This window comes from Mangrovimonas sp. CR14, assembly GCF_011764015.1.
Taxonomy (GTDB): domain Bacteria; phylum Bacteroidota; class Bacteroidia; order Flavobacteriales; family Flavobacteriaceae; genus Mangrovimonas; species Mangrovimonas futianensis.
The window spans coordinates 34,253-58,081 of sequence record NZ_JAAFZY010000003.1; the positions used below are offsets into that span (position 1 = coordinate 34,253).

17 protein-coding genes are annotated in these 23,829 nt (G+C 35.5%); 7 read left to right on the plus strand and 10 right to left on the minus strand.

The window, feature by feature from the left end; genetic code table 11:
* Nucleotides 1–86 precede the first annotated feature (86 nt).
* The 3 genes from GZ212_RS06145 (at nucleotide 87) to GZ212_RS06155 (ending at nucleotide 5,111) form a co-directional block, all read left to right on the plus strand.
* Nucleotides 87–1,718: an aminopeptidase P N-terminal domain-containing protein gene (locus GZ212_RS06145; RefSeq protein ID WP_166958235.1), complete on the plus strand. Its 1,632-nt coding sequence runs from the start codon at nucleotides 87–89 to the stop codon at nucleotides 1,716–1,718.
* A 127-nt stretch (nucleotides 1,719–1,845) separates the two neighbouring features.
* Nucleotides 1,846–3,318: an alkaline phosphatase PhoX gene (locus GZ212_RS06150; protein WP_166958237.1), complete on the plus strand. Its 1,473-nt coding sequence runs from the start codon at nucleotides 1,846–1,848 to the stop codon at nucleotides 3,316–3,318.
* Nucleotides 3,318–5,111, plus strand: coding sequence for a cytochrome-c peroxidase (locus tag GZ212_RS06155; RefSeq protein WP_166958239.1), 1,794 nt, complete (start codon nucleotides 3,318–3,320; stop codon nucleotides 5,109–5,111). Before GZ212_RS06150 ends, GZ212_RS06155 begins: the two co-directional genes overlap by 1 nt.
* Here GZ212_RS06155 and GZ212_RS06160 read toward each other — a convergent pair.
* From GZ212_RS06160 to thrA, 6 genes are all read right to left on the minus strand, one after another.
* Nucleotides 5,108–5,503, minus strand: a complete 396-nt coding sequence (locus GZ212_RS06160; protein ID WP_166958241.1) for a DUF2721 domain-containing protein — start codon at nucleotides 5,501–5,503, stop codon at nucleotides 5,108–5,110. The two genes, GZ212_RS06155 and GZ212_RS06160, sit on opposite strands and share 4 nt — an antisense overlap.
* A gap of 5 nt (nucleotides 5,504–5,508) precedes the next feature.
* Nucleotides 5,509–6,159 (minus strand): SdpI family protein, encoded by a 651-nt coding sequence (locus tag GZ212_RS06165; protein ID WP_166958243.1) that lies wholly within the window; start codon nucleotides 6,157–6,159, stop codon nucleotides 5,509–5,511.
* 4 nt (nucleotides 6,160–6,163) lie between these two features.
* Nucleotides 6,164–6,418, minus strand: coding sequence for an autorepressor SdpR family transcription factor (locus GZ212_RS06170; RefSeq protein ID WP_166958245.1), 255 nt, complete (start codon nucleotides 6,416–6,418; stop codon nucleotides 6,164–6,166).
* A 244-nt stretch (nucleotides 6,419–6,662) separates the two neighbouring features.
* Nucleotides 6,663–7,955 carry a threonine synthase gene (thrC, locus tag GZ212_RS06175; RefSeq protein ID WP_166958247.1) on the minus strand — a complete coding sequence of 431 codons (1,293 nt, stop codon included), beginning with the start codon at nucleotides 7,953–7,955 and terminating at the stop codon, nucleotides 6,663–6,665.
* Complete coding sequence (locus GZ212_RS06180) at nucleotides 7,956–8,876, minus strand: homoserine kinase (protein WP_166958249.1); 921 nt, start codon at nucleotides 8,874–8,876, stop codon at nucleotides 7,956–7,958.
* Between the two features lie 3 nt (nucleotides 8,877–8,879).
* A complete protein-coding gene (thrA, locus tag GZ212_RS06185; protein ID WP_166958251.1) occupies nucleotides 8,880–11,324 on the minus strand; it encodes a bifunctional aspartate kinase/homoserine dehydrogenase I in 2,445 nt (814 codons plus the stop codon).
* 286 nt (nucleotides 11,325–11,610) lie between these two features.
* On the opposite strand from thrA, the gene GZ212_RS06190 reads away from it, so the two are divergent.
* On the plus strand, nucleotides 11,611–13,161 hold the full coding sequence (locus GZ212_RS06190) for an NAD(P)H-hydrate dehydratase (RefSeq protein WP_166958253.1): 1,551 nt from the start codon (nucleotides 11,611–11,613) through the stop codon (nucleotides 13,159–13,161).
* Nucleotides 13,162–13,221: 60 nt separating this feature from the next.
* Here the strand turns inward: GZ212_RS06190 and GZ212_RS06195 are convergent, their stop codons facing one another.
* Nucleotides 13,222–14,283 (minus strand): TlpA disulfide reductase family protein, encoded by a 1,062-nt coding sequence (locus GZ212_RS06195; RefSeq protein WP_166958255.1) that lies wholly within the window; start codon nucleotides 14,281–14,283, stop codon nucleotides 13,222–13,224.
* 128 nt (nucleotides 14,284–14,411) lie between these two features.
* On the opposite strand from GZ212_RS06195, the gene hutH reads away from it, so the two are divergent.
* Entirely contained in the window at nucleotides 14,412–15,920 is a 1,509-nt protein-coding gene (hutH, locus tag GZ212_RS06200; RefSeq protein WP_166958257.1) for a histidine ammonia-lyase, read from the plus strand.
* A 1-nt stretch (nucleotide 15,921) separates the two neighbouring features.
* Here hutH and GZ212_RS06205 read toward each other — a convergent pair whose 3' ends face one another.
* Complete coding sequence (locus GZ212_RS06205; protein WP_166958259.1) at nucleotides 15,922–16,305, minus strand: hypothetical protein; 384 nt, start codon at nucleotides 16,303–16,305, stop codon at nucleotides 15,922–15,924.
* 83 nt (nucleotides 16,306–16,388) lie between these two features.
* The gene (locus tag GZ212_RS06210) at nucleotides 16,389–18,935 is read right to left on the minus strand and encodes an ATP-dependent Clp protease ATP-binding subunit (protein WP_053969736.1); all 2,547 of its coding nucleotides are present in this window, start codon (nucleotides 18,933–18,935) and stop codon (nucleotides 16,389–16,391) included.
* Between the two features lie 258 nt (nucleotides 18,936–19,193).
* On the opposite strand from GZ212_RS06210, the gene gyrA reads away from it, so the two are divergent.
* Together gyrA and GZ212_RS06220 are read left to right on the plus strand one after the other, a co-directional pair.
* The gene (gyrA, locus tag GZ212_RS06215) at nucleotides 19,194–21,749 is read left to right on the plus strand and encodes a DNA gyrase subunit A (RefSeq protein ID WP_166958261.1); all 2,556 of its coding nucleotides are present in this window, start codon (nucleotides 19,194–19,196) and stop codon (nucleotides 21,747–21,749) included.
* Between the two features lie 24 nt (nucleotides 21,750–21,773).
* Nucleotides 21,774–23,024, plus strand: coding sequence for a lipopolysaccharide assembly protein LapB (locus GZ212_RS06220; protein ID WP_166958263.1), 1,251 nt, complete (start codon nucleotides 21,774–21,776; stop codon nucleotides 23,022–23,024).
* Nucleotides 23,025–23,077: 53 nt separating this feature from the next.
* On the opposite strand, the gene GZ212_RS06225 is transcribed toward GZ212_RS06220, so the two are convergent.
* The gene (locus GZ212_RS06225) at nucleotides 23,078–23,827 is read right to left on the minus strand and encodes a C40 family peptidase (RefSeq protein WP_166958265.1); all 750 of its coding nucleotides are present in this window, start codon (nucleotides 23,825–23,827) and stop codon (nucleotides 23,078–23,080) included.
* Between the last annotated feature and the right edge of the window lie 2 nt (nucleotides 23,828–23,829).

Consider the following 23,829-nt stretch of genomic DNA (forward strand, 5'->3'; position numbering starts at 1 on the left):
TATCATTTAAATGTTAATTTTAATGACGATATAGTAGGTCTTTCAAAGATTTATGTATTTTAGATAATCCTCTAATATTTAGTTATATGAAAACCTTTATTTTAAGTATTTTTTCCATTTTTATTTTTTCGGAAATAGTTGCGCAAACAGATTTGCCAACAGATTATTTAAGTAAAGAGTTTCACAGAAATAGACGCGAAGCTTTAAGGGCCTCAATGCCTGAAAATAGTGTGGCTGTCTTTTTTGCAAATCCCGTAAGAAATCGAGCTAATGATGTAGACTATGTTTACCATCAGGATCCCAATTTTTATTATTTAACAGGATACAAAGAACCACATGCTGTTTTAGTTGTCTTTTCAACAGATCAAACTGACAAGGAAGGGAATACCTATAACGAATTAATGTATGTGCAGGAGAAAAACCCTATGGCCGAGATGTGGACAGGTCATCGATTAGGGATTGAAGGAGCAAAAAATAAGTTAGGCTTAGAAAATGCTTATAATGGCAAGGAATTTCTAGAAAACAATATTGATTTTTCGAAATTTGACAAGATCATGTTTGAGAATTTCAATGATGATTACAGAAATTCTTCTAGAAATAAGGCTGACCTTCATGATTTGGTTCAATCATTCAAATCCCAAATCAATTTTGAAACTTTCAAGCCTTCTTCTCAAATGCAGGAGCGGGCTTATCAAATGATTAAATCTACCGAGATTGAAAACAGTGCCAATGTAGCCCAAACTTTAGGTAAGGTGTTAGAATATTATCCCGATTTAAAAGAGGATCAAATTATATCTAAATATGCGGCATCAGATAATAATGAACTGAGAAGAGAGTTAAAACAGCAAGTCATCATAATTGAGGCAGAAAACCAAAGCAATATTGATGTAAGAGGTTTATCCACGCTTATGGCCCAATTGAGACAAATTAAGACAGCAGAAGAATTAACGTTGTTAACCAAAGCTGTGAGAATCTCGTCCATGGGACAACGGGAGGTTATGAAGGCGATGCATCCAGGAATGTCTGAACTTGAAGTTCAAGGCATTCATGAGTATGTTTATAAAAAATATGGCAGTGAGTATGAAGGCTACCCAAGCATTGTAGGTGCTGGAAACAATGGGTGTGTATTACATTACATAGAAAACAGTAAAATGCATGTTGAAAATGAATTGGTATTAATGGATTTAGGTGCCGAATACCATGGCTATAGTGCTGATGTGACCAGAACAATTCCGGCAAATGGAAAGTTCAGTAAAGAACAAAAAGCCATTTATGATATTGTTTATGAGGCTCAGGAAGCGGGAATAGAGGCATCTGTAGTTGGCGCTAGTTTTCAGTCGCCTAATATTGCTACACGTCAAGTAGTGAATGAAGGCTTATTAAAGCTAGGTATTATTAGTTCCATAGATGAAGTTCATTCCTATTACCCACATGGAAGTAGCCATTATTTAGGCCTTGATGTACATGATCCAGGAACCTACGGTAATTTTGAAGCTAATATGGTTATTACAGTAGAACCCGGAATCTATATACCAGATGGAAGTCCTTGTGATGAAAAATGGTGGGGAATTGCTGTAAGAATTGAAGACGATATTCTTATTACAGAGAAGGGTCCTGTTAACCTTTCGGGAGAAGCACCAAGATCATCTGCAGAAATTGAAGCCTTAATGAAGGAATCGAGTGCTCTCGATGATTTTGTATTACCTAAGTTAGATTAAAAAATTTCTTACATAACTTTAAATTAACAGTCTTAACCTAAGCTTGAATTTTATTTAATATTTCCTTTAGTAGGACTTTACATTGTTGTTGTTGTTTTGCTTCATCATTTAAAATTAATCAACAAAGATGAACAATTACTACAAAATTTCTTTAGGCCTTTTCGGTCTTTTAGCTTTGGGAGCTTGTAACAATGACGATGACAACACCCCAACTGCAAACCCAGAACCTACTAATTTGGTACAATTACAGGCCCACTCACAATCTCCAGCATTATTGGATGTGGCACCAGAGTTTTCTGGAATTAATGTATATACCTTATTGTCTTCTGAAGATCAATTGGTAAACACACCAAATTTTGTTTATGGTTCCATGGCTGATGGAGCTGGATTATTAAGAAATTCAGATAATACATTTACCCTAATCAATAATATTGAAGCCGATTATTCTATCGCTCGTATTACTCTAGACGAAACCTTTAAACCAGTTGCAGGAGAATATATTTTAAATGCACAAGCTACTGCAGCTACAGCACAATGCTCAGGTTCTATGATTACTCCAGAAGAACATGGTTTCGGACCATTATATTTATCTGGAGGTGAATGGGGTGGATCCTCTCAAGGTGTTTTTGCAACAGACCCATATAAAGATGCATCCAGTGCTTCAGTGGCCACGATGTTAAATAATATGGGACAATGGGATACTGAAAATGCTGTTGCTATAGGTAAAGATGCATATCCTGGTAAAACAGTGGTTTTTATTGGTGATGATCATTCTGATAATACGGTGCCTTCTGGTCAATTGGGAATGTATGTTGGTAATACAGGAGATCTTACCGGCGGACAATTGTACGGTTTGAGAGTAACAGATGCCAATGTTAATTTTGAAATGGATATGGAAGAGGGGCAGACTTATGCGATAGATTTTGTTGAGTTGGAAGAAACACAAAAAGATCTTTTGGATGCCGAATGTAAAAATAAAGGAGTTATCGGTTTTTCTAGATTGGAAGATATCGATTGGAGAAGAGGTTCTGCAGCCAATAATAGAGAAATTTATTTCTGCGTAACTGGACGTCAAAAACCAGACTTAATTGGTAAAGGTTCTGTTTATGGTCGAGTTTACAAAGTTAATTTGAACCCTAATGATCCTACAGGTGCCGGTACCATTACTTGCGTATTGGATGGAGATAAATTAGACGGAATAGCAAAAGATTTTTCAAGTCCTGATAATATTGTTGTAACTGAAAATTTCGCTTACATTCAAGAAGATCCAAACGGTTATTTTGATACAGCTGATAAAACTCACTTTGCTAGACTATACCAATATGATTTAAATACAGGTACAATGAAAGTTGTTTTAGAGTGTGACCAAGTGGCGGCTCAAGCTCAAGGTTACGGTACTGTTGATAGTATTTGGGAAATTACTGGAATGATTGATATTTCAGATATTGTAGGAAAGGAAGATACTTTCTTAATGATGACCCAAAATCATGGTTGGGAACCAGCAGACGGTTCAGCTTTTACAGATCCTAATGCCAATCCTGCTGCTGATAGTAGAAAGGAAGGAAGTATGTTGTACATTCTTGAAGGATTGGATAGATAATGAACACTTTCCAGGTTAAGATAAAAAAGGCACACCTTATTTGGGTGTGTCTTTTCCTCGTTATAATAGTGGGTTGTCAAAAGAATGAGGAAATCAGACAGGTACCAGTAGCAGACCAGCTTCAGAGTAAGTACAAAAATCAATTAGATAGCTGTATAGCTTCGTTGGAAAATTTCAAAAAAGCTAGTACTCAAGAGCAATTTTTAAAACATTATAAACAATCTCGAACCCATTTTAAGCGTATAGAGCCTATTTTGGCGTTTACAGATAAGGAAAATTACAAGTCCTTAAACGCGCCTAATATTTTAAAAGTTGAAGAAGAAGACGCGACTGATATTAAAATAAGAAAACCTTTTGGTTTTCAGGTTATAGAGGAATTGATTTTTGAGGATTCTTTAGACATCAAAAATCTTCACGAAGTGGCAAATAAAACTCAAGACCGCTTAAAATTGATACAAGCAAATGTTTCCTTAAAGTTGAAGGATTATCATATTATATGGATGATTCGAGATGAAATTGCCAGAATTGCTTTAACAGGAATCACAGGTTTTGATTCTCCAGTTTTGGAAGCATCTTTAGATGAAGCTGTCATGTGTTATGGTAGTTTAAATGACATTATAAATCTATATCAATCTGAATTCACTTCTGTAGCGTTGTATAATCAGTTTAAAATGGAGATTGAATCAAGTATGGAACAATTACAAGCTTCAGACTTCGAAACTTTTGACAGATTTCAGTTTATCAAGGAACATTCACATAAACAACTGGAATTACTTTATGAGATTCAAAAGGATTGGGATGTGCAATTTCCATTTGAATTGGCTTTTAAAAATGATATGACTTCCTTGTTTTCAAATAATACCTTCAATTTAGATTTTTATTCAGATTATCCAGAAGTTGATTCCTTAAAAGCTTTGAAAACCCAGTTAGGAAAACAATTGTTCAATGACACCAGATTATCTAAGGATAATACGATGAGTTGCTCCACTTGCCACCATAGTGATAAGGCGTTTACTGATGGCAAAAAAGTGTTTCCAAAACAATTAAGAAATACGCCAACCCTACCTTATGCAGCATTGCAGCAGAGTTTTTTCTATGATGGAAGGACTGGAAATTTGGAGGGACAAATAGTAGATGTGGTTAATAACAATAATGAATTCCATTCCAATCTAGTGGATTTGGAAGCATTGGTTTCTAATGATTCCATTTATACCAAACAATTCAAAAGTATCTATAAAAAAGGGGTGACTCAAAACAATGTGAGAAATAGCATAGCTGTTTACGTACGCAGTCTTGGGGATTTCAGCTCCAAGTTTGACAAGAACATTAATGGTATGGAATCTACTTTAACTGATTCTGCAGTTAGAGGGTTTAATCTTTTTATGGGTAAGGCCAAATGTGCTACCTGCCATTTTGCTCCGGTTTTTAATGGAACGGTTCCTCCCAACTTTACCGAAAGTGAATTTGAGCTATTAGGGATTCCTAAGGATACCATTTCAAAGGTAGTGGATACAGATTTGGGTCGGTATGATGTTTTCCAAACGGAGGAAAGGAAGCATTTCTTTAAAACACCCACTATCAGAAATATTTCTAAAACAGGTCCTTATATGCATAACGGTGTATATGAAACATTAGATCAAGTTATGACCTTTTACAATGATGGTGGAGGTGCAGGATTGGGAATGGAGTTGGAATATCAAACTTTACCTACAGACCCACTTAATCTAACAGAGCAAGAAATGGATGACATCATTGCTTTTATGGGCACTTTGGAAGATCAATCCAAAAGTTAATGATTCTCGATATCACTAATGTGATGCTCTAGCGCTTTTACCGAAATTTGAATTTCGATAATTAATAAGAGTAGAGAGGCAATTAAAAGAATAAGGGCAACTCCAAAAATCCAAACTGCTAAATTGTGGAGTTCTATGTAAATTAAAAACATGGTCAACACACATAGCAGCAGACTGGAAATACCAAATATTTGCATGGATCTAGTCAAGTACAATCGCTTTTTAATGTTTTCTATCTGTTTAATATAACGCTTGTCTGGATCCTTCAAATAGGTAGCATGCAAACTTCTTACCACTGCAGCATAGGCCAAAAACCGATTGGTGTATGCTAACATAATTAAAGAAATGGCTGAAAACAAAAGTGCAGGGGTAGTTAAGGTTAATTCTGTCATGATTATTAAACTTCAGAAATTTGTTTAAAACGTAGATACGAATATACAATAGGAATAATCGTTATGATGGCCGTAATGCTCATAAAAAAGATGAAATTGGTTTTTTGATTTAAAATTAGACAACCTAAAATAATTACCAGTCCGCCAGCAAACCAGAGTTTTCCCCCCAATTTATGGGTGTCTTTCCAAACAGTTTCATTCTCTAGCGTCCATGGTGTTTTAATCCCGATGAAATAATTCGCTTTTATGGTTTTAAAGTAGTTTCCAAGAATCACATATAAGACACCAATAAGCAATAAAATGTTATTAGGATTGGAGAGGGAAGCGTTTTTAGTACTATAAATGATATATAAAGCCAAAACCGACATAAATGTGGTGAGTAGAATTTTAATGGTTTGAAATTTATTACCCATTTGTTGAAGCTTGTTTTTAGGATCAATTTTAGGAACCACAAGAAAGATAATATATATCAATACCGGCATGATAAAAGGAATGATAAGTAATTCAGATTTATCACCATAGCGATCTATTTCTCCTTTAATATTATAATGCATGGGTACGCGCTGTGGTAAGTCAGGCCAAACGTATGCCAAATAAAGAAAGGGGAGTAGGATGATACCTATCAGTGGTAGTTCTTTTTTAAGTTGAAAAGCCATGTTTTTATTTTTTTAAGGTTAGTATCCAATTGAGTACATCTTCCAGTATGGTTGTGTTAAGGGAGTAAGTTATGAATTGTCCTTTCTTTTCACTTGTAATGAGATCTGCTTGTTTTAAAATATCTAGATGATGGGAAATACTGGGTTTTGATATGTGGAATCGATCTGCAATTTCACCTGCATTCATATCACCTTCTTTCAACATTTCCAATATACCACGCCGGGTTTCATCATTTAATGCCTTGAAAAGAGTATTCATTTAATTAGGTATTTAGGTAAATATCTAAATACTATTTTATTTTAACAAATAGAATCGAAGAAATTTAAAAAACTTCGTTGACTATAACTTTCTGATCTAGTAAATATCGCTTTGTTTATTTAAGATTAACAACAGGTTATAGCTACAATCTTATTTTTTTTGTACCATAAAACTACTCTGACCCACCGAGATATGTAATTTTGTTAGTCTTGCTAATCTAAACTTGCGAGGGGTTTATTGAGAGCTATCCTAATAAATATGCTTTCAAATCATCATAAGTTGAGATCTCAATAGATCGCTTCTTCTTGCTCATCACTTTTAAAATCTGTTCAGGTAGGTCAATATTTTCTTGAATAGTATCTTCTACCACGTCCAAAAACTTGGTGGGATGTGCCGTTTCTAAAAATACACAATGGGCATCTGGGTGCGATTTCAAATAATCTTTGCACGCTAAATATCCAACAGCACCATGTGGGTCGGCTATATAAGAATATTCGTTATAAAGCTCTTTAATACCTTCAATGGTTTCATCATCTGTGTAGCTAAACCCGGTTAAATTCTTCGCAAGGGTATTATAATTATTGTTATGGAGCTCTTGTATACGAACAAAGTTACTGGGGTCCCCAACGTCCATAGCATTGCTAATGGTTTGTACAGACGGTTTTGGGTTGTAATTTTTAGTTTCCAAGTAATCGGTTACTACTTTGTTGGCATTATTGGCTGCTACAAAATGTTTGATAGGCAGACCCAATTTTTGAGCCATCATTCCAGCGCAAATATTTCCAAAATTTCCGCTAGGAACCACAAAAGTCAGGTTTTCATGAGTTTTATAAAGTGCTTTGTAAGCAAACATAAAATAAAACATTTGTGGCAACCATCTGGCTACATTTATTGAGTTGGCAGAGGTTAATTGCTTTTTGCTTGTTAATTCTTCATCTAAAAAGGCACGCTTAACCATAGCTTGACAATCATCAAAAGTACCATGTACCTCAAGGGCAGTGATGTTTTTTTTAAGGGTTGTTAATTGTTTTTCTTGAATATCACTCACCTTTCCACTGGGATAAAGAATCACTACTTTCACCCCTTCTACACCCAAAAAACCGTGTGCCACAGCTCCACCAGTATCACCAGAAGTAGCTACTAGTACCGTTACTTCCTTATCATTTGATTGATTGAAATACCCGAGACAACGAGCCATAAAACGTGCCCCCACATCTTTAAAGGCCATGGTTGGACCATGAAAAAGTTCCAATGAAGAAATCTGGTCAGTTATTTTTTCAACCGGAAATTCAAATGATAAGGTTTCTTCAATAATCTGCTTAAGAACATCTTCTGGAATGTCTGGTGTAGCAAATTGTTTGATAGCCTCAAAAGCAATTTCTGTTTCTGAAAGCTGATCAAGACTTTCAAAAAATGAATCGGGTAGGGGTGATATACTTTCTGGGAAATAAAGTCCTTTATCTGGCGCCAATCCTTTTATAACAGCATCCTTAAAACTTGTATTAGGGGCTTTATGATTGAGTGAGTAGTAGTTCATTTACAATATTTTTATTCCATTTGGATTAATTCGTGATACATAAAGATTAAATTCGATACCAGTTTGGTCATATACATTCTTAAAGGCTTCAGCTATTTTATGAGCCGTTTCTTCGCCTTTGTTTAAACTGAAAATAGAAGGTCCCGAACCAGAAATACCAACACCTAAAGCGCCTGCTTCCAATGCAGCTTTCTTTGCATTATCAAAATAGGGAATGAGTTGTTTACGAAACGGTTCAACCACAACATCCTTAAGTGCAGAACTGATTAGGTCGTAATCAGAGATATGCAAGCCATGAACTAAACTGCCAACGTTTGCCCATTGGGTGATGGCATTTTGTAGGACTATTTCCTTAGGTAAAATAGCTCTTGCCTCTGAAGTTTTTATTTCTATCTGAGGGTGAACAATTGTAGCATACATGTCATGGGGTGTAGGTAATTCAAGAATTTCCAATGGATGTGTGCTCTTTACCAAAGTAAAGCCTCCAAAAATCCCAGGGGCAATATTGTCGGCATGTTCACTGCCGCTTGCAACCGCTTCTCCCTTCATGGCAAAGAAGGACAATTGTGTTTTATTAAATGGCCTTCCTAAGAGTTCGTTCATAGCAAACACCACACCCGATGCACTAGCTGAGCTGCTTCCTACACCACTTCCAGGCTTGATGTTTTTATAGATTTCAATTTCAAAACCAAAGTCAACCTCCACCTTTTCTAGAAGAGCTAATGCTGCAACTCCAGCAACATTTCTTTTGGTTTCCATTGGTAGGTCATAACCTTCTATCTTAGAAATTGAAATGCCTTTATTTGCAGTTTTTCTAACAACCATTTCATCACCGACAGTATCCAAACAAAAACCCAAGACATCAAATCCACAAGCAACATTGGCTACGGTAGCGGGAGAAAAAATTTTTATCTCATCCATATCCTAGTCATTTCCTATTCTAATGATATCTGCAAAAAGACCTGAGGCTGTTACATCAGCACCAGCGCCAGCTCCTTTAATAATCATAGGTTGATCTGCATAACGTTGTGTATAGAACATCACAATATTGTCTTTTCCTTCCAAATTATAAAAAGGATGTCCCATAGGAATCTCTTTCAGTCCCACCTTGGCTTTTCCTTCATTAAATTCGGCTACATATTTTAATTTAGAGCCTTTTTCTTGAGCTTCAGCATATAGATTTTGGTAATGAGCTTCATCATCGATAAGTGTTTGATAAAAATCATCTACAGTGTCACTACTTAAATTAGATTCAGTTAAAAAGGATTCATTCTCAATATCTTCAAGTTCCATGATGGTGCCTGATTCTCTGGCCAAAATAAGTATTTTACGAGCTACATCAACACCGCTTAAATCAATTCTAGGGTCGGGTTCTGTATAGCCTTCTGCTTGGGCTTGTTTCACCACATCATGAAATTTGGTTTGGTTGTTAAAATTATTAAACACAAAATTTAAACTACCAGACAAAACAGCTTGAATAGAGGTGATTTTATCACCTGAAGCTATTAGATTATTTAAAGTATCAATAACCGGCAGACCAGCACCTACATTGGTTTCAAATAGGAATGGGGCATTATATTTTCGTGATAAAAATTTTAATTGTGCATAGTTTGCAAAATTACTGGAGCACGCAATTTTATTACAGGCAACCACAGCGATATTTTCTCGTAAATAGGCGTCATAGAGGTTGGCCACATCTTTATTGGCAGTTACATCAACAAAAATGCTATTTCTTAGGTTGAATGCCTTGGCTTTAAAAAAGAAACCATCTAGTGAAGCAGGCTCACCGACTTCCAGTTGTTCTTTCCAATTTTTAAGGGAGATACCTTCGTCATTAAAAATCATTTTACGAGAATTTGATAAACCAATGACGCGCAAATTAATTTTAAGGGTTTCCTTAAGGTATTTTTTTTGTTGATGAATTTGTTCAACCAATCTTTCTCCTACATTACCAACGCCAGTGATAAATACATTGAGCTGTTTGGTTTTGGATTCAAAAAATACCTCGTGCAAAGAATTTAAGGCCTTTTTGACGTCCCTTTCAGCAATTACGGCAGAAATATTTTTCTCTGATGCTCCTTGGGCAATGGCTCTTACATTGATATTATTACGACCTAAGGTACTGAACATTTTGCCACTAATCCCTTGGTGATTCTTCATGTTGTCTCCAACTAATGCTACAATGGCCAAATCTTCTTCAACCAGAATAGGGTTGATCTTATTTAGAGATATTTCATATTCAAAGGTTTGATCAATCACTTCCTGAGCTAGTTGGGAGTCAGAGGCATTAATTCCAAAACAAATGGAATGCTCTGACGATGCTTGGGTTATAAAAATGATATTGATTTTATGGTTTGCCAATGCTTCAAACAACCTCTTTGAAAAACCAGGAATACCAACCATGCCACTTCCTTCAAGGGTTAACAGGGCTATATTATTGATGTTACTAATTCCTCTTACTGTAAGTCCGTTTGCTCCATAATTATTTGAAATAAACGTACCGGTTGCTTTAGGATCCATGGTGTTTTTAATCACCAAAGGAATGTTTTTGCTCAATACAGGTTGAACGGTTGGTGGATATAACACCTTGGCTCCAAAGTGAGATAGTTCCATAGCTTCCTGATAGGATAATTTTTCAATGGGGTAAGCTTGTTTTACCAATTTGGGATTGGCTGTAAACATACCACTTACATCTGTCCAGATTTCCAAACGTTCCACTTCTAGGGCAGCAGCCAATAATGCAGCAGTGAAATCAGATCCACCACGGCCTAACGTTGTAATTTCTCCTGCTTCAGATTTGGAGATAAAACCTGGTAATATGGTAATGTCTTGATTATTGGACTTAAAATAACTTTTTATATTATTGAACGTGAGGTCATATTTCACCTCGGCTTTTGTGAATTGAGAATCTGTAATTATGAGCTCTTGACTGTTTTTCCTGACAGCATTCAATCCTCTTTCTTTCATCGCTTCTGCAATAATAAAAGAGGAGAGGAGCTCTCCAAAACTCACTAATTTATCAGAGGTTTTAGGAGATAATTCATTTATTAAATAGATGCCATCCAAAAGACTTTTCAAGCGGTTCAATTTCTTTTCCAATGCCTCTAATGTTGGTTTGGGGCAGTCTGGAATTAAATTAGATAAAATATTTAAGTGAACACTCTTAATTTCTTCAAATTCAGAAATATACGATTCATTTTTTATTTGAGCTAAATAGCCAGATTTTAATAATTTATCAGTGATGCCTCCTACGGCTGAGACAACGGCTATCACTTTATTTTCTTCGGAATATTCCTTTAAAATACTTATGACTTGATTGATATTTTCAACAGAACCTACAGATGTTCCTCCAAACTTTAAAACGTTCATTGTAATTTAATTTAAGTATAAAAATCTTTTGATTTCCGTGTTTTATAAAAACACTAATAGGACGGAGAGAATATAATTAATAACAACCCAAACGGGTTGTAATAATTGTAGTAATAGTTCCAAAAATAGCAGTAGTTCCACTAATGGAATTAGTAGTAATTGCGCTGATATTATTTGTAAACTTGTCTATCATTACTTATCAAATGTATTATTTTTACCTTAATAAAAAAACAAATCCGAGCTTTTTACGGAAAAAGCAGAAAACCCATTAAGTTTTTAACAAAAAATGAAAATATTATCCAAAGAACAAGTATATGAAGGTGATCGAATAACCGCTGAAAAACAGCAGATTTCCTCAACTGAATTGAAGGAGCGTGCGGCTACCCAAATTTTCAATTGGATTCATCTGAGAATGCAAGGAGCACAAGTGCCAATCCATGTTTTTTGTGGCATAGGGAATAATGGAGGTGACGGTTTAGTACTTGCCAGACACTTGATCAATCATGGGTATCAGGTTCATACGTATGTGGTGAATTATAGTGATAAACGTTCAAAGGATTTTTTGATTAACTATGATCGCATCAAGCAAGCCACTAAAGATTGGCCTGTGTTGTTGGACGATTCTAAAGATTTACCCGGCATTAATGTCAAAGACATCATTGTTGATGCCGTTTTTGGAATTGGCTTAAATCGTCCAGCAGATGAATGGGTTCAAAAGTTATTTCAGCATTTTAGGAATTCGGGAGCTTTTACGCTTTCTATTGATATCCCTTCTGGATTATATACAGATCAAGTTCCAAAAGATGAAAATAGCGTTGTATGGGCCAATTATACCTTGACTTTCCAAACTCCAAAATTGGTATTCTTTTTACCTGAAACAGCCAAGTATACTAAAGAATGGGAGGTTTTGGATATTGGAATTGATCCCGAATATCTTTATAAATTAGAAACAGAAGCAGAGCTCATAGGGAAGTATGAAATGCTTTCTGTGTACCAACCTAGAGATAAGTTTTCACATAAAGGAAACTATGGTCATGCATTGGTTATTGGTGGAAGTCATGGCAAAATGGGAGCAGTCACTATATGTACTAAGGCAGCTTTAATTGTAGGGGCAGGATTAGTAAGTGCTTTCATTCCAAATGGAGGTTATCAGGTTTTGCAAACCGCTTTTCCTGAAGCTATGGTATTAACGGATGAGGATGATTGGAAAATTTCAAATATCCAATTTGATTTCGAACCTACTGTCATAGGATTGGGTATGGGATTGGGGACTCATGAAAATACCTTAGCAGCTTTTGAGCAATTTTTGGAAACAAACAAAGCTCCTTTGGTAATTGATGCGGATGGCCTCAACTTACTAGCAAAAAAGAAATCTCTGTTAAAATTGTTACCCGAATTAACTGTTTTAACACCTCACCCTAAAGAGTTAGAGCGGTTAGTAGGAAGCTGGAATGATGATTTTGAGAAGCTCAATAAAGTCAAAAAGTTTTCTAAGAAATATCATGTGGTTGTAGCTATCAAAGGAGCCAACACCATAACTGTATATAAGGATCGAATGTACGTCAATACAACTGGTAATCCTGGATTGGCAACAGCAGGTAGCGGTGATGTATTGACAGGTATGATCACTGGATTAATATCCCAAGGGTATGATCCTATTTCAGCAGCTGTTTTCGGAGTTTATTTACATGGTAAATCAGCTGATATTCAAGTTGAAAAATATGGATATCAAGCTTTGATAGCTAGCCACGTGATTGAAGGTATTGGGGCAGCCTATTTGGATTTGTTTGCAAAACCAGAAGAACCTGTGCTTGAAGAAGAACCAGAAGAAGCTTAAAAAATAGAAACAAAAAAAACCACTCATTTGAGTGGTTTTTTATTTATTGTTTGAGCTGAATTAAATGCCTTCAGCATCAAATAATTTTATAAGCTCTTCACTAGAAGGTCTTGGAGCATCTGCAGAAACCACCTTACCGTTTGGATCTAACAAAATAAATCTTGGAATTCCTGTAATGTAATAGTCTTGGATAAACTCGGTTTGCCATCCATTAGGCGCAAACAATTGAATACCTCCTAATTCCATACCAGTCACAAACTCTTTCCAGTCTGCATTTGCCTCTTCCCATGAAGGTTTTCCGTTTACATCTTTGTGAGTTCTATCATCATCAATAGAAATACTTACAAACTGAATGTTTTTGTCGTGATATTTTTCTTCAACTTCTTTAAGTGAAGGAATTTCAGCTTTACAAGGTCCGCACCAAGTTGCCCAAATATCAATATAAGTGTACTTTCCTTTTAAATCTGCTAAAGAAGTTTTACCACCTGCATGATTTTCGAATCCTTCAAAATTAGGAGAATCAGCACCTTTAGGTAAATTGGTGTTTAAATCTATTTTTTGCTTTACAAATGACTTGTACATCCCTAGCATAGGATCTAATTGCTTTTTTGAAGATTCAATTAGGGTAGAATCTATAGTTTTATCGGCGTTATAAAAGTTGTTGAATTCCGTTTTTAGACTTTCAAACTTTTCATTTAAAGCAACCGTATCTTCAAGTTTACTAAGCTCATCCAAATCTAAAAGAGCTTCTTGCTTCAAGCTATTTTGGGCCAAGAAATTACTGTTTTCAGACCCTTCGCCCGTATATTTAACAGTTTCGTCAAACATCTTGGTATCAATGGTCATTTTTATATCATACCCATTTTTTAAGAAAACGCTGGTTACTTCAGTACCATCACCAACTGTAAAAGTACCAGGCTCGTTAATTTTCAATGTGTCACTAAAAGTACCATCGGCATTCACCTTAATGGTTTTGGAATAATCTCTACTTCTTACAAAGATGGAGTCACTATTCATATTAGTGATTTGGCCAGAAAAGGTCACATAATCTTTAGGTTGTTCTTCCTTTTCATTACATGCCAAAACAGAACAGGCAAGGGCTACAACAAATAATTTTTTCATATTACGTATTTTGGGTTTTGTCAAATGTAATTAGAAAAACTAATAAATGAGAAATATTTTGGATTTATAATTAAATGTTTGGAAATATTAAAGTGAATGCGGAATTTTGCGCAAAATTTTGACAAATCATGAAAGATACCCATATAATTTCTTCAGATCATTTAGGACTTAAAAAGTTATTTGAAATTGTTTCCAATAATTTCAAATTGGAGCTTTCTGAGGATTCTAAGACTAAAATCACTACTTGTAGAAATTATTTGGATGAGAAATTGAAAAGTCAAAAGAGCCCGATTTATGGAATAAATACCGGGTTTGGGTCCCTTTACAATGTCAAAATTTCTGAAGAAAATCTGACAAAACTACAAGAAAACTTGATGATGTCCCATGCTTGCGGTACAGGTGATTTAGTGCCAAAGCAAGTAGTTAAATTGATGTTGTTATTAAAGATACAATCGTTAAGCTATGGACATAGTGGGGTGCAGTTGGAAACGGTCCAAAGACTGGTAGACTTCTATAATCACGACATATTACCGTTGGTATTTACCCAAGGTTCTTTAGGGGCTTCAGGTGATTTAGCTCCATTGGCGCACCTTTCGTTACCGTTAATAGGAAAAGGAGAGGTGTTCTATGAAGGTCAAGTGTATGATGCGGCTGAAGTTTTAGAGAAATTTAATTGGCAACCCATTGAATTGCATTCTAAAGAAGGTTTGGCTCTTTTAAATGGTACCCAGTTCATGAGCGCCTATGGAATTCATTTGTTGTTTGAAGCACATAAATACAGTTATTTGGCAGATCTAATAGGTAGTGTTTCATTGGAAGCTTTTGACGGTAGAATTGAGCCGTTTGATGAATTGGTACATCTAGTTAGACCTCACAATGGTCAATTGAAAACAGCTGAGCGAGTAAGAGAGTTTTTGGAAGGTAGTGAGTTAATCAGTCAAGAAAAGAAACATGTTCAAGATCCTTATTCCTTTAGATGTATGCCACAAGTTCACGGAGCATCAAAAGATACACTGGCATTTGTAACCAAAACATTTATTACTGAAATCAATTCGGTGACAGATAATCCCAATATTTTTGTTCAAGAAGACAAGATTATATCCGGAGGAAACTTTCATGGTCAGCCCTTGGCATTGGCATTTGATTTCCTCAAAGTAGCAATGGCCGAATTGGGGAATATATCCGAGAGGAGGACTTTTCAATTAGTTTCAGGATTAAGAGAACTTCCTACTTTTTTGGTTGAGAACCCAGGTTTAAATTCAGGTTTTATGATTCCTCAGTATACGGCTGCAAGCATCGTTAGTGCCAATAAACAGCTAGCTACTCCTGCAAGTATTGATAGTATTGTTTCAAGTAATGGTCAAGAAGATCATGTAAGTATGGGGGCAAATGCTGCTACTCAATCTTTTACATTGATTACTAATTTGAAACGTATTTTGTCAATTGAATTGTTCAATGCATCGCAAGCCTTAATGTTTAGAAATCCTTTGAAATCATCGGAGTTTATTGAATCAGTTTTGAGCTTATATCGAGAAGAAGTGCCTGTAGTACATAATGACAGGGAATTGCATCATGATATAGAAGCTTCAATTCGTTTCCTGGAATTTTTGGATATTGATTCTGAAGAGTTGTTCTAAACTAGAAAAGGGCAAGTTTTTCATTGTATAGATTCGTGGCCCAAAACTTAGCTTCTTCAAAATTATTGAATATTTCGAATGGTTTGGAGATAAATAGTTTTTCAACAGCTGTATTATCAATAACTGTATTGTTTTCAAGAACAATGGCAATTCCTACCAAATTTTTAATTTGCATGGATTTTAAATAAACCTTAGGATTTACAGAATAGGAATTTCTTCTTCTAGAAATGTAAATTACCGGTTTATTGGGGAAGTACTTTAAGGCAATATCAATAAGAACTTGATTTAATTCGTAAGAAACCAAAACACCCTCATTCATCTCTCCAACTAGGAAGAAATCATGGATGGTAATGGTACCAAAACTATAAGTCAATTTAAGCCTCATGTTTAAAATTAAATAATTCGCTTTTATAAACTAAAAAACTCCGCTAAAGTGCGGAGTTTTTGGTTTATAATGTTAAGAAGCTTTTAAGACTCAGTGGTATTTTCTTTGGTTTTTTTAATAGTCACTGTTAGATCTTGGGTTTTCTTGTCTAAGTCAAGAATGATTTTATCTCCTTCCTCTATTTTAGAATTAATGATTTCTTCAGCCAATGTATCTTCTACATATTTCTGAATAGCACGCTTTAAAGGTCTGGCTCCATATTGCTTATCAAAGCCTTTGTCAGCAATGAATCCTTTGGCGCTATCTGTTAACTCTAGATCATATCCAATATTCTTTATTCTTACAAATAACTTCTCTAATTCAATATTGATAATTTTGTCAATATCTTCTTTTTCTAGAACATTAAATACAACAACATCATCAATTCTGTTCAAAAATTCAGGAGCAAACGCTTTCTTTAGAGCATTTTCAATGACACTTCTAGCATTGGCATCCTCTTGAGCTTTTTGAGAAGCTGTTCCAAAACCTACACCGGTTCCAAAATCCTTTAATTTTCTGGACCCAATATTGGAAGTCATAATGATAATAGTATTTCTAAAATCAATCTTTCTTCCAAGACTATCAGTTAAATAACCATCATCAAGAACTTGCAACAACATATTGAATACATCTGGATGGGCTTTTTCGATCTCATCCAATAATACCACAGAGTAAGGTTTGCGTCGTACTTTCTCTGTCAATTGGCCACCTTCTTCATAACCTACGTATCCTGGAGGTGCACCTACCAATCTGGAAATGGCAAATTTTTCCATGTATTCGCTCATATCAATACGTATCAAGCTATCCTCACTATCAAATAAAAGTCTGGATAATACTTTTGCCAATTGGGTTTTCCCAACTCCCGTTTGACCAAGAAAAATAAAGGAACCAATTGGTTTATTAGGATCCTTTAATCCTGCTCTATTTCTTTGAATAGCCTTAACCACTTTGGCAACCGCTTCATCTTGACCAATGACTTTGCCTTTAATCATTTCTGGTAATTGAGCCAGTTTATTGCTTTCGGTTTGTGCAATTCTGTTAACTGGAATACCAGTCATCATAGAAACGACATCAGCTACATTATCTTCAGTAACGGTTTCTCTGTGTAATTTGGTTTCTTCTTCCCATTTCTCTTGAGCTACCGCCAATTCTTTTTCCAAACGTTTCTCATCATCACGCAATTTGGCAGCTTCTTCATACTTCTGCTTTTTAACTACAGAAGTTTTGGATTCTTTAACCTCTTCCAGCTGTTTTTCCAAATCCAAAATCTGTTTTGGAACATCGATGTTTTTTATATGAACACGCGATCCCGCTTCATCCAAAGCATCGATAGCTTTATCTGGAAGGAATCTGTCCGTCATATAGCGGCTGGTCAATTTGACACAAGCTTCAATGGCTTCTGGCGTATAAATAACATTATGATGATCTTCATACTTTTCCTTGATGTTATTCAAGATTTCTATGGTTTCGTCAATACTTGTGGGTTCAACGATAACCTTTTGAAAACGTCTTTCTAGGGCACCATCTTTTTCAATATATTGTCTGTACTCATCTAAAGTGGTTGCACCTACACATTGAATTTCTCCTCTAGCCAATGCTGGTTTAAACATATTAGAAGCATCTAAACTTCCCGTTGCACCACCGGCACCAACAATGGTATGAATCTCATCAATAAAAAGGATAATATCATCATTTTTTTCCAGCTCGTTCATAACGGCTTTCATACGCTCTTCAAATTGTCCTCGATATTTGGTGCCTGCTACCAAACTTGCCAAATCTAAGGTAACCACTCGTTTATTGAAAAGAATTCTTGAAACCTTTCTTTTAATAATGCGATTTGCCAATCCTTCGGCAATGGCACTTTTTCCTACACCTGGTTCCCCAATAAGTAGAGGGTTGTTTTTCTTACGTCTGCTTAAAATTTGAGAAACGCGTTCTATTTCTTTTTCTCGACCTACAACAGGGTCAAGCTTTCCTTCTTCGGCTAGAGCCGTTAAATCACGCCCAAAATTATCTAAAACAGGTGTTTTGGATTTCTTGTTGGATTTACTTGAAGGTGTGTTAAAGATGTCTCCTTTAGAAGTATCATCTTCTGGAGCATCGTCATCAAATGCCTCGGCGCGAGGTTCGATGTATTCTTCGTCGTTTGTGATCATAAACTTGAATTGTTCTTTAACGTTATCATAATCCACTTTTAGCTTATTTAAAAGTTTGGTAGTGGGATCGTTTTCATTTCTTAAAATACACAATAATAAATGTGCTGTATTAATGGAACTGCTTTGAAACAATTTAGCTTCAAGAAAGGTTGTTTTCAAAGCGCGTTCAGCCTGCCTAGTCAAATGCAGGTTTTTCTTTTCATTGGATGCAATAGCCACATTAGGGTTGGCCGGACTTAAAATCTCAACTTTTCGCCTTAAATGACTTAAATCGACATCCAAGGCGTTTAAAATGTTTATAGCCTTACCGCTACCATCTCGCAATAATCCAAGCATCAAGTGTTCGGTACCGATAAAATCGTGTCCTAATCTTAGAGCTTCTTCTTTGCTAAATGCTATTACATCTTTTACTCTTGGGGAAAAATTATCATCCATAAATTATCCTTTCTACATTAAAAATACTAAAATCATAAAGATTAAGGACAAAAACTATACCTTAATTTTCGGGGTGTATGCTAATAGATAAAAAAACCTCCGAAAATCAAAATTTTTCACCTTTTACTTATTAAATATTTTATGATATTATTGTTAATAAAAATAACCAAAAAAGGGTTTATAATCACCTGCTATTACTACTATAATGGTTATATTAGCACGAATGTAAACTTTTGAAATTAACTAATTAATTTATATATGGTAGAAGGAGAAAAACTCATTCCAATTAACATTGAAGATGAAATGAAATCGGCTTACATTGATTATTCAATGTCGGTCATCGTGTCACGTGCTTTACCAGATGTAAGAGATGGTCTTAAGCCCGTTCACCGAAGAGTTCTTTTCGGTATGCATGAATTAGGAGTAAGGTCTAATACAGCATACAAGAAATCTGCAAGAATTGTTGGAGAGGTTTTAGGTAAATATCACCCCCATGGAGATACTTCTGTTTATGATACTATGGTACGTATGGCTCAAGAGTGGAGTCTGCGATACATGTTGGTAGATGGACAGGGAAACTTTGGGTCTGTTGATGGTGATAGTCCAGCGGCGATGCGTTATACAGAGGCAAGAATGAGAAAGATATCAGAGGATATGCTTGCTGATATCGATAAAGATACTGTAGATCACCGTTTAAATTTTGATGATACATTACAAGAGCCAACTGTTTTACCAACTAGAATTCCAGGTCTTTTAGTTAATGGGGCTTCTGGGATTGCTGTAGGTATGGCAACCAACATGCCTCCACATAACTTATCTGAAGTTGTTGATGGTACAGTAGCTTATATAGATAATAATGAGATTGACGTTGATGAGTTAATGACTCACATAAAAGCACCTGATTTTCCAACAGGAGGAACAATTTATGGATATGATGGCGTTAAAGAAGCTTTTCACACGGGGCGTGGACGTATTGTTATGCGTGCCAAAGCCAACATAGAGGAAGTTAATGGAAGGGAATGTATTATTGTAACTGAGATTCCATACCAAGTTAATAAAGCAGAAATGATTAAAAAGACTGCAGACTTGGTAAATGATAAAAAGTTAGATGGTATTTCAACCATTCGTGATGAGTCCGACAGAAATGGGATGCGAATAGTGTATGTGTTGAAGCGTGATGCCATTCCTAATATTGTTTTAAACAAGCTTTATAAATACACCGCTTTACAATCTTCCTTTAGCGTTAACAACATTGCCTTAGTTAATGGTAGACCAGAATTGTTAAATCTTAAAGATTTAATTCTTCATTTTGTGGAACACCGCCATGAGGTTGTAGTAAGAAGAACCACTTACGAATTGCGTAAAGCTGAAGAGCGTGCCCACATATTAGAAGGTTTAATTATCGCTTCTGATAACATTGATGAAGTCATCGCGATCATTAGAGGGTCTTCAAATGCTGAGGAAGCTCGAGAAAAATTAATGGAACGCTTTAAGTTGACTGAGATTCAAGCAAAGGCTATTGTAGAAATGCGTTTACGTCAGTTAACTGGTCTAGAACAAGACAAGCTTCGTTCAGAATATGAAGAACTTTTAAAGACCATTGAGGATTTAAAGGACATTCTTGATAAGAAGGATCGAAGAATGGACATTATTAAACAAGAATTACTTGAGGTTAAGGATAAATATGGAGATGAGCGTCGTTCGGTTATTGAATATGCTGGTGGCGATTTGAGTATCGAGGATATGATTCCTGATGAAAAGGTAGTTATTACCATTTCTCATGCTGGTTACGTGAAACGTACACCGTTATCTGAATACAAAACCCAAAATAGAGGAGGAGTAGGTCAGAAAGCATCTACTACAAGAAACGAAGACTTTTTAGAAGATATGTTTGTTGGTACAAACCACCAGTACATGCTATTCTTTACCCAAAAAGGTAAGTGTTTCTGGATGCGGGTTTATGAAATTCCAGAGGGAAGCAGAACCTCAAAAGGTAGAGCTATCCAAAATCTAATCAATATTGAGCAGGATGATAAGGTAAAAGCCTTTATCTGTACACAAGATCTTAAAGACGAAGATTATATTAACAGTCATTATGTCATAATGGCAACCAAAAAAGGTCAGGTTAAGAAAACGTCTCTTGAACAATACTCCAGACCGAGAACGAATGGTATCAATGCCATTACAATTAAAGAGGATGACGAATTACTGGAAGCAAAGTTAACAACTGGAGAAAGCCAAGTTATGATTGCCTTAAAATCAGGTAAAGCGATTCGTTTTGAAGAAGCCAAAACCAGACCAATGGGAAGAAATGCTTCTGGAGTACGAGGGATCACCCTTGCTAGCAACAAAGATGAAGTTGTTGGTATGATTACCATTAATAATCCACAGGAAGAAACTGTTTTAGTTGTTTCTGAAAATGGTTATGGAAAGCGTACGTTTATTGATGACCCAGAAACTGGTGAAGAAATTTATCGAATTACCAACCGTGGAGGAAAAGGGGTCAAGACCATTTCAATTACAGATAAAACTGGAAATTTGGTGGCCATTAAAAATGTCTCTGATACCGACGGATTAATGATTATTAATAAATCGGGTATTGCCATCAGAATGGAAGTAAAAGATTTACGTACCATGGGTCGTGCAACTCAAGGTGTTAAATTGATCAATTTGAAAAATAATGATTCCATTGCAGCAGTTGCCAAAGTAAAGCAAGATGAAGATGATATGGAAGATTTGGAAGGAAATGAGAATATCGTTGATCAAACTGATGATGGCACAACTCTTGATACAACACAGGACAGTGAACAATAAACATTAAAATTAATACATAACGCAATGAAAAAACAATTAGTTGTAGCATTGACATTGGCAATTTCTTCGTTTTCTTTTGCTCAAAAAAAAGAATTGAAGAATGCTGAAAAGGCTATAAAGAATAATAATTATGCAGAAGCAAAAGCTGCATTGTCTGAAGCGGAGGGTTTGATGTCTTCCATGGATGATAAGTTAAAATCAAAGTATTACTATTTAAAAGCAGCTTCTTTATATGCTGGAGGTAACGGAAGCAATCCAGATATAAAAACGGCTTTAGGTGACTTGGAAAACGTTACTGCTGATTATCAAACGGAAGCTGCAGAATTAAAAACTCAAATGGTACAAAATTTCCTAACTAAGGGAAATGATGCTTATGAGAAAAAGGACTATAGCACATCTTCAAAGTATTTTGAAAATGCCTATAGAGCTTCTACCCAGGATACTTTATATCTATATTATGCAGCGGCGACTGCGGTAAGTGTTCAAGAATATGACCGTGCGTTGACGCTTTATGAAGAATTGAATACTTTAGGATATGAAGGCGTTGAAACTCAGTTTGTGGCTACAAATAAAGAGAGTGGTGAAGTAGAAACTTTTGATGACCAAAATATGAGGGATTTATCTGTAAAAGCAGGAACTCATATCAAACCTTCCACTCAAAAGACAGATTCTAAACGTCCTGAAATCATTAAAAACATAGCACTTATTTACATCAGTAATGGTGAAAATGAAAAGGCAGAAGCTGCTATGGAAGAAGCTAGAAAAGAAAATCCAGATGATTTGAATCTATTGATGTCACAAGCTAATCTGTATTTCAAAATGGGAAAAACAGATAAGTTCAAAAGTGCCATTGAAGAAGCAGCAGCTAAAGATCCTAACAATCCAGAATTACAATTTAATTTAGGTGTAGTTGCTCAAGAGTCTGAAGATTTGGAAGCGGCTGAAAAGTATTATAAAAAAGCGATTGAATTGGATCCCACCTATTTAAATGCTGAAATCAATTTAGCTGCTTTGATTTTAGGTAGAGAAACTGCCATTGTTGAAGAAATGAACGGACTTGGAAATTCTTCTGCTGATAACAAAAGATATGATGAGCTAAAAGAGGAAAGAACTCAGGTTTATAAGAGTGCAGTTCCATATTTAGAAAATGTTTTGAAACAAGATCCTGATAACTTGGAGGTAACAAAAACCTTAATGAATATTTATAGTGCTTTAGGAGATACTGCAAAATTTAAAGCAATGAAAGCTAAAGTAGATGAATTGAGTAAGGGCTAGAATAAACCTTATTACCTACATTAAAAAAGTCGCAATTTTCATTGCGACTTTTTTTATATGATCTTTTTAATCACCCTTAGTTTATGGGTGTGTCTTCTTAAATCCTGATTGAAAATACCAGAGTGGTCAATGCGGTCAATCCTTACCTTGCCATGGGCATGGATAATATAATTGTCATTCATGATAATTCCAACATGAACTATATTTCCCTCATTATTGTCAAAAAAGGCTAAATCACCAGGTTCACTCTCTTCAATAAAACTTAGAGCCTCTCCTTGAGTGGCCTGTTGGGAAGCATCTCTAAAAATAGAATAACCATTTAGACGATATACCATTTGGGTGAATCCTGAGCAATCGATTCCAAAAGGTGTTTTCCCTCCCCATAAGTAAGGAGCGTTTAAGTAATTGAAAGCTGTCTCTAAAAGAAATTCTTTGCCCTTTTTTCCCTGAAAATTATGACCATCATGTTTATGATTCAAAAGTGATAAACCGTTTAAGGTCGATCCCATTGGGATTGGGTAAAGCTGGTCATTTGAATCTTGTACAAATTCTACCAAATCAGTTGAAAGGATAGAAGCTTCCGATTTTAGCTTGAGGTAATCCTCTTCCAAAATTTCAAGATATTGCTTGTTGTCAATCCAACCTTCATATTTATCATAAGAAATACGGATTCTGCTCCATTCTTTCCTTTGTTCGAGAACTTTAAAAAATTCACCGTACAAGACTTGTGATACCAATTCAGTTTTATCTGAAGGCTCCAATCTTAAAGGAACAATACCAAGGTTACAGATTCCGTACTTCATTC

What these genes read in the sequence shown, in the direction of transcription:
- GZ212_RS06225 (WP_166958265.1), bottom strand. Translation starts at nt 23,827, where the DNA reads ATGAAGTACGGAATCTGTAACCTTGGTATTGTTCCTTTAAGATTGGAG.
- thrC (WP_166958247.1), bottom strand. Translation starts at nt 7,955, where the DNA reads ATGAACTACTACTCACTCAATCATAAAGCCCCTAATACAAGTTTTAAG.
- GZ212_RS06170 (WP_166958245.1), bottom strand. Translation starts at nt 6,418, where the DNA reads ATGAATACTCTTTTCAAGGCATTAAATGATGAAACCCGGCGTGGTATA.
- GZ212_RS06195 (WP_166958255.1), bottom strand. Translation starts at nt 14,283, where the DNA reads ATGAAAAAATTATTTGTTGTAGCCCTTGCCTGTTCTGTTTTGGCATGT.
- gyrA (WP_166958261.1), top strand. Translation starts at nt 19,194, where the DNA reads ATGGTAGAAGGAGAAAAACTCATTCCAATTAACATTGAAGATGAAATG.
- GZ212_RS06155 (WP_166958239.1), top strand. Translation starts at nt 3,318, where the DNA reads ATGAACACTTTCCAGGTTAAGATAAAAAAGGCACACCTTATTTGGGTG.
- hutH (WP_166958257.1), top strand. Translation starts at nt 14,412, where the DNA reads ATGAAAGATACCCATATAATTTCTTCAGATCATTTAGGACTTAAAAAG.
- GZ212_RS06220 (WP_166958263.1), top strand. Translation starts at nt 21,774, where the DNA reads ATGAAAAAACAATTAGTTGTAGCATTGACATTGGCAATTTCTTCGTTT.
- GZ212_RS06150 (WP_166958237.1), top strand. Translation starts at nt 1,846, where the DNA reads ATGAACAATTACTACAAAATTTCTTTAGGCCTTTTCGGTCTTTTAGCT.
- GZ212_RS06165 (WP_166958243.1), bottom strand. Translation starts at nt 6,159, where the DNA reads ATGGCTTTTCAACTTAAAAAAGAACTACCACTGATAGGTATCATCCTA.
- GZ212_RS06190 (WP_166958253.1), top strand. Translation starts at nt 11,611, where the DNA reads ATGAAAATATTATCCAAAGAACAAGTATATGAAGGTGATCGAATAACC.
- thrA (WP_166958251.1), bottom strand. Translation starts at nt 11,324, where the DNA reads ATGAACGTTTTAAAGTTTGGAGGAACATCTGTAGGTTCTGTTGAAAAT.
- GZ212_RS06145 (WP_166958235.1), top strand. Translation starts at nt 87, where the DNA reads ATGAAAACCTTTATTTTAAGTATTTTTTCCATTTTTATTTTTTCGGAA.
- GZ212_RS06160 (WP_166958241.1), bottom strand. Translation starts at nt 5,503, where the DNA reads ATGACAGAATTAACCTTAACTACCCCTGCACTTTTGTTTTCAGCCATT.
- GZ212_RS06210 (WP_053969736.1), bottom strand. Translation starts at nt 18,935, where the DNA reads ATGGATGATAATTTTTCCCCAAGAGTAAAAGATGTAATAGCATTTAGC.
- GZ212_RS06180 (WP_166958249.1), bottom strand. Translation starts at nt 8,876, where the DNA reads ATGGATGAGATAAAAATTTTTTCTCCCGCTACCGTAGCCAATGTTGCT.
- GZ212_RS06205 (WP_166958259.1), bottom strand. Translation starts at nt 16,305, where the DNA reads ATGAGGCTTAAATTGACTTATAGTTTTGGTACCATTACCATCCATGAT.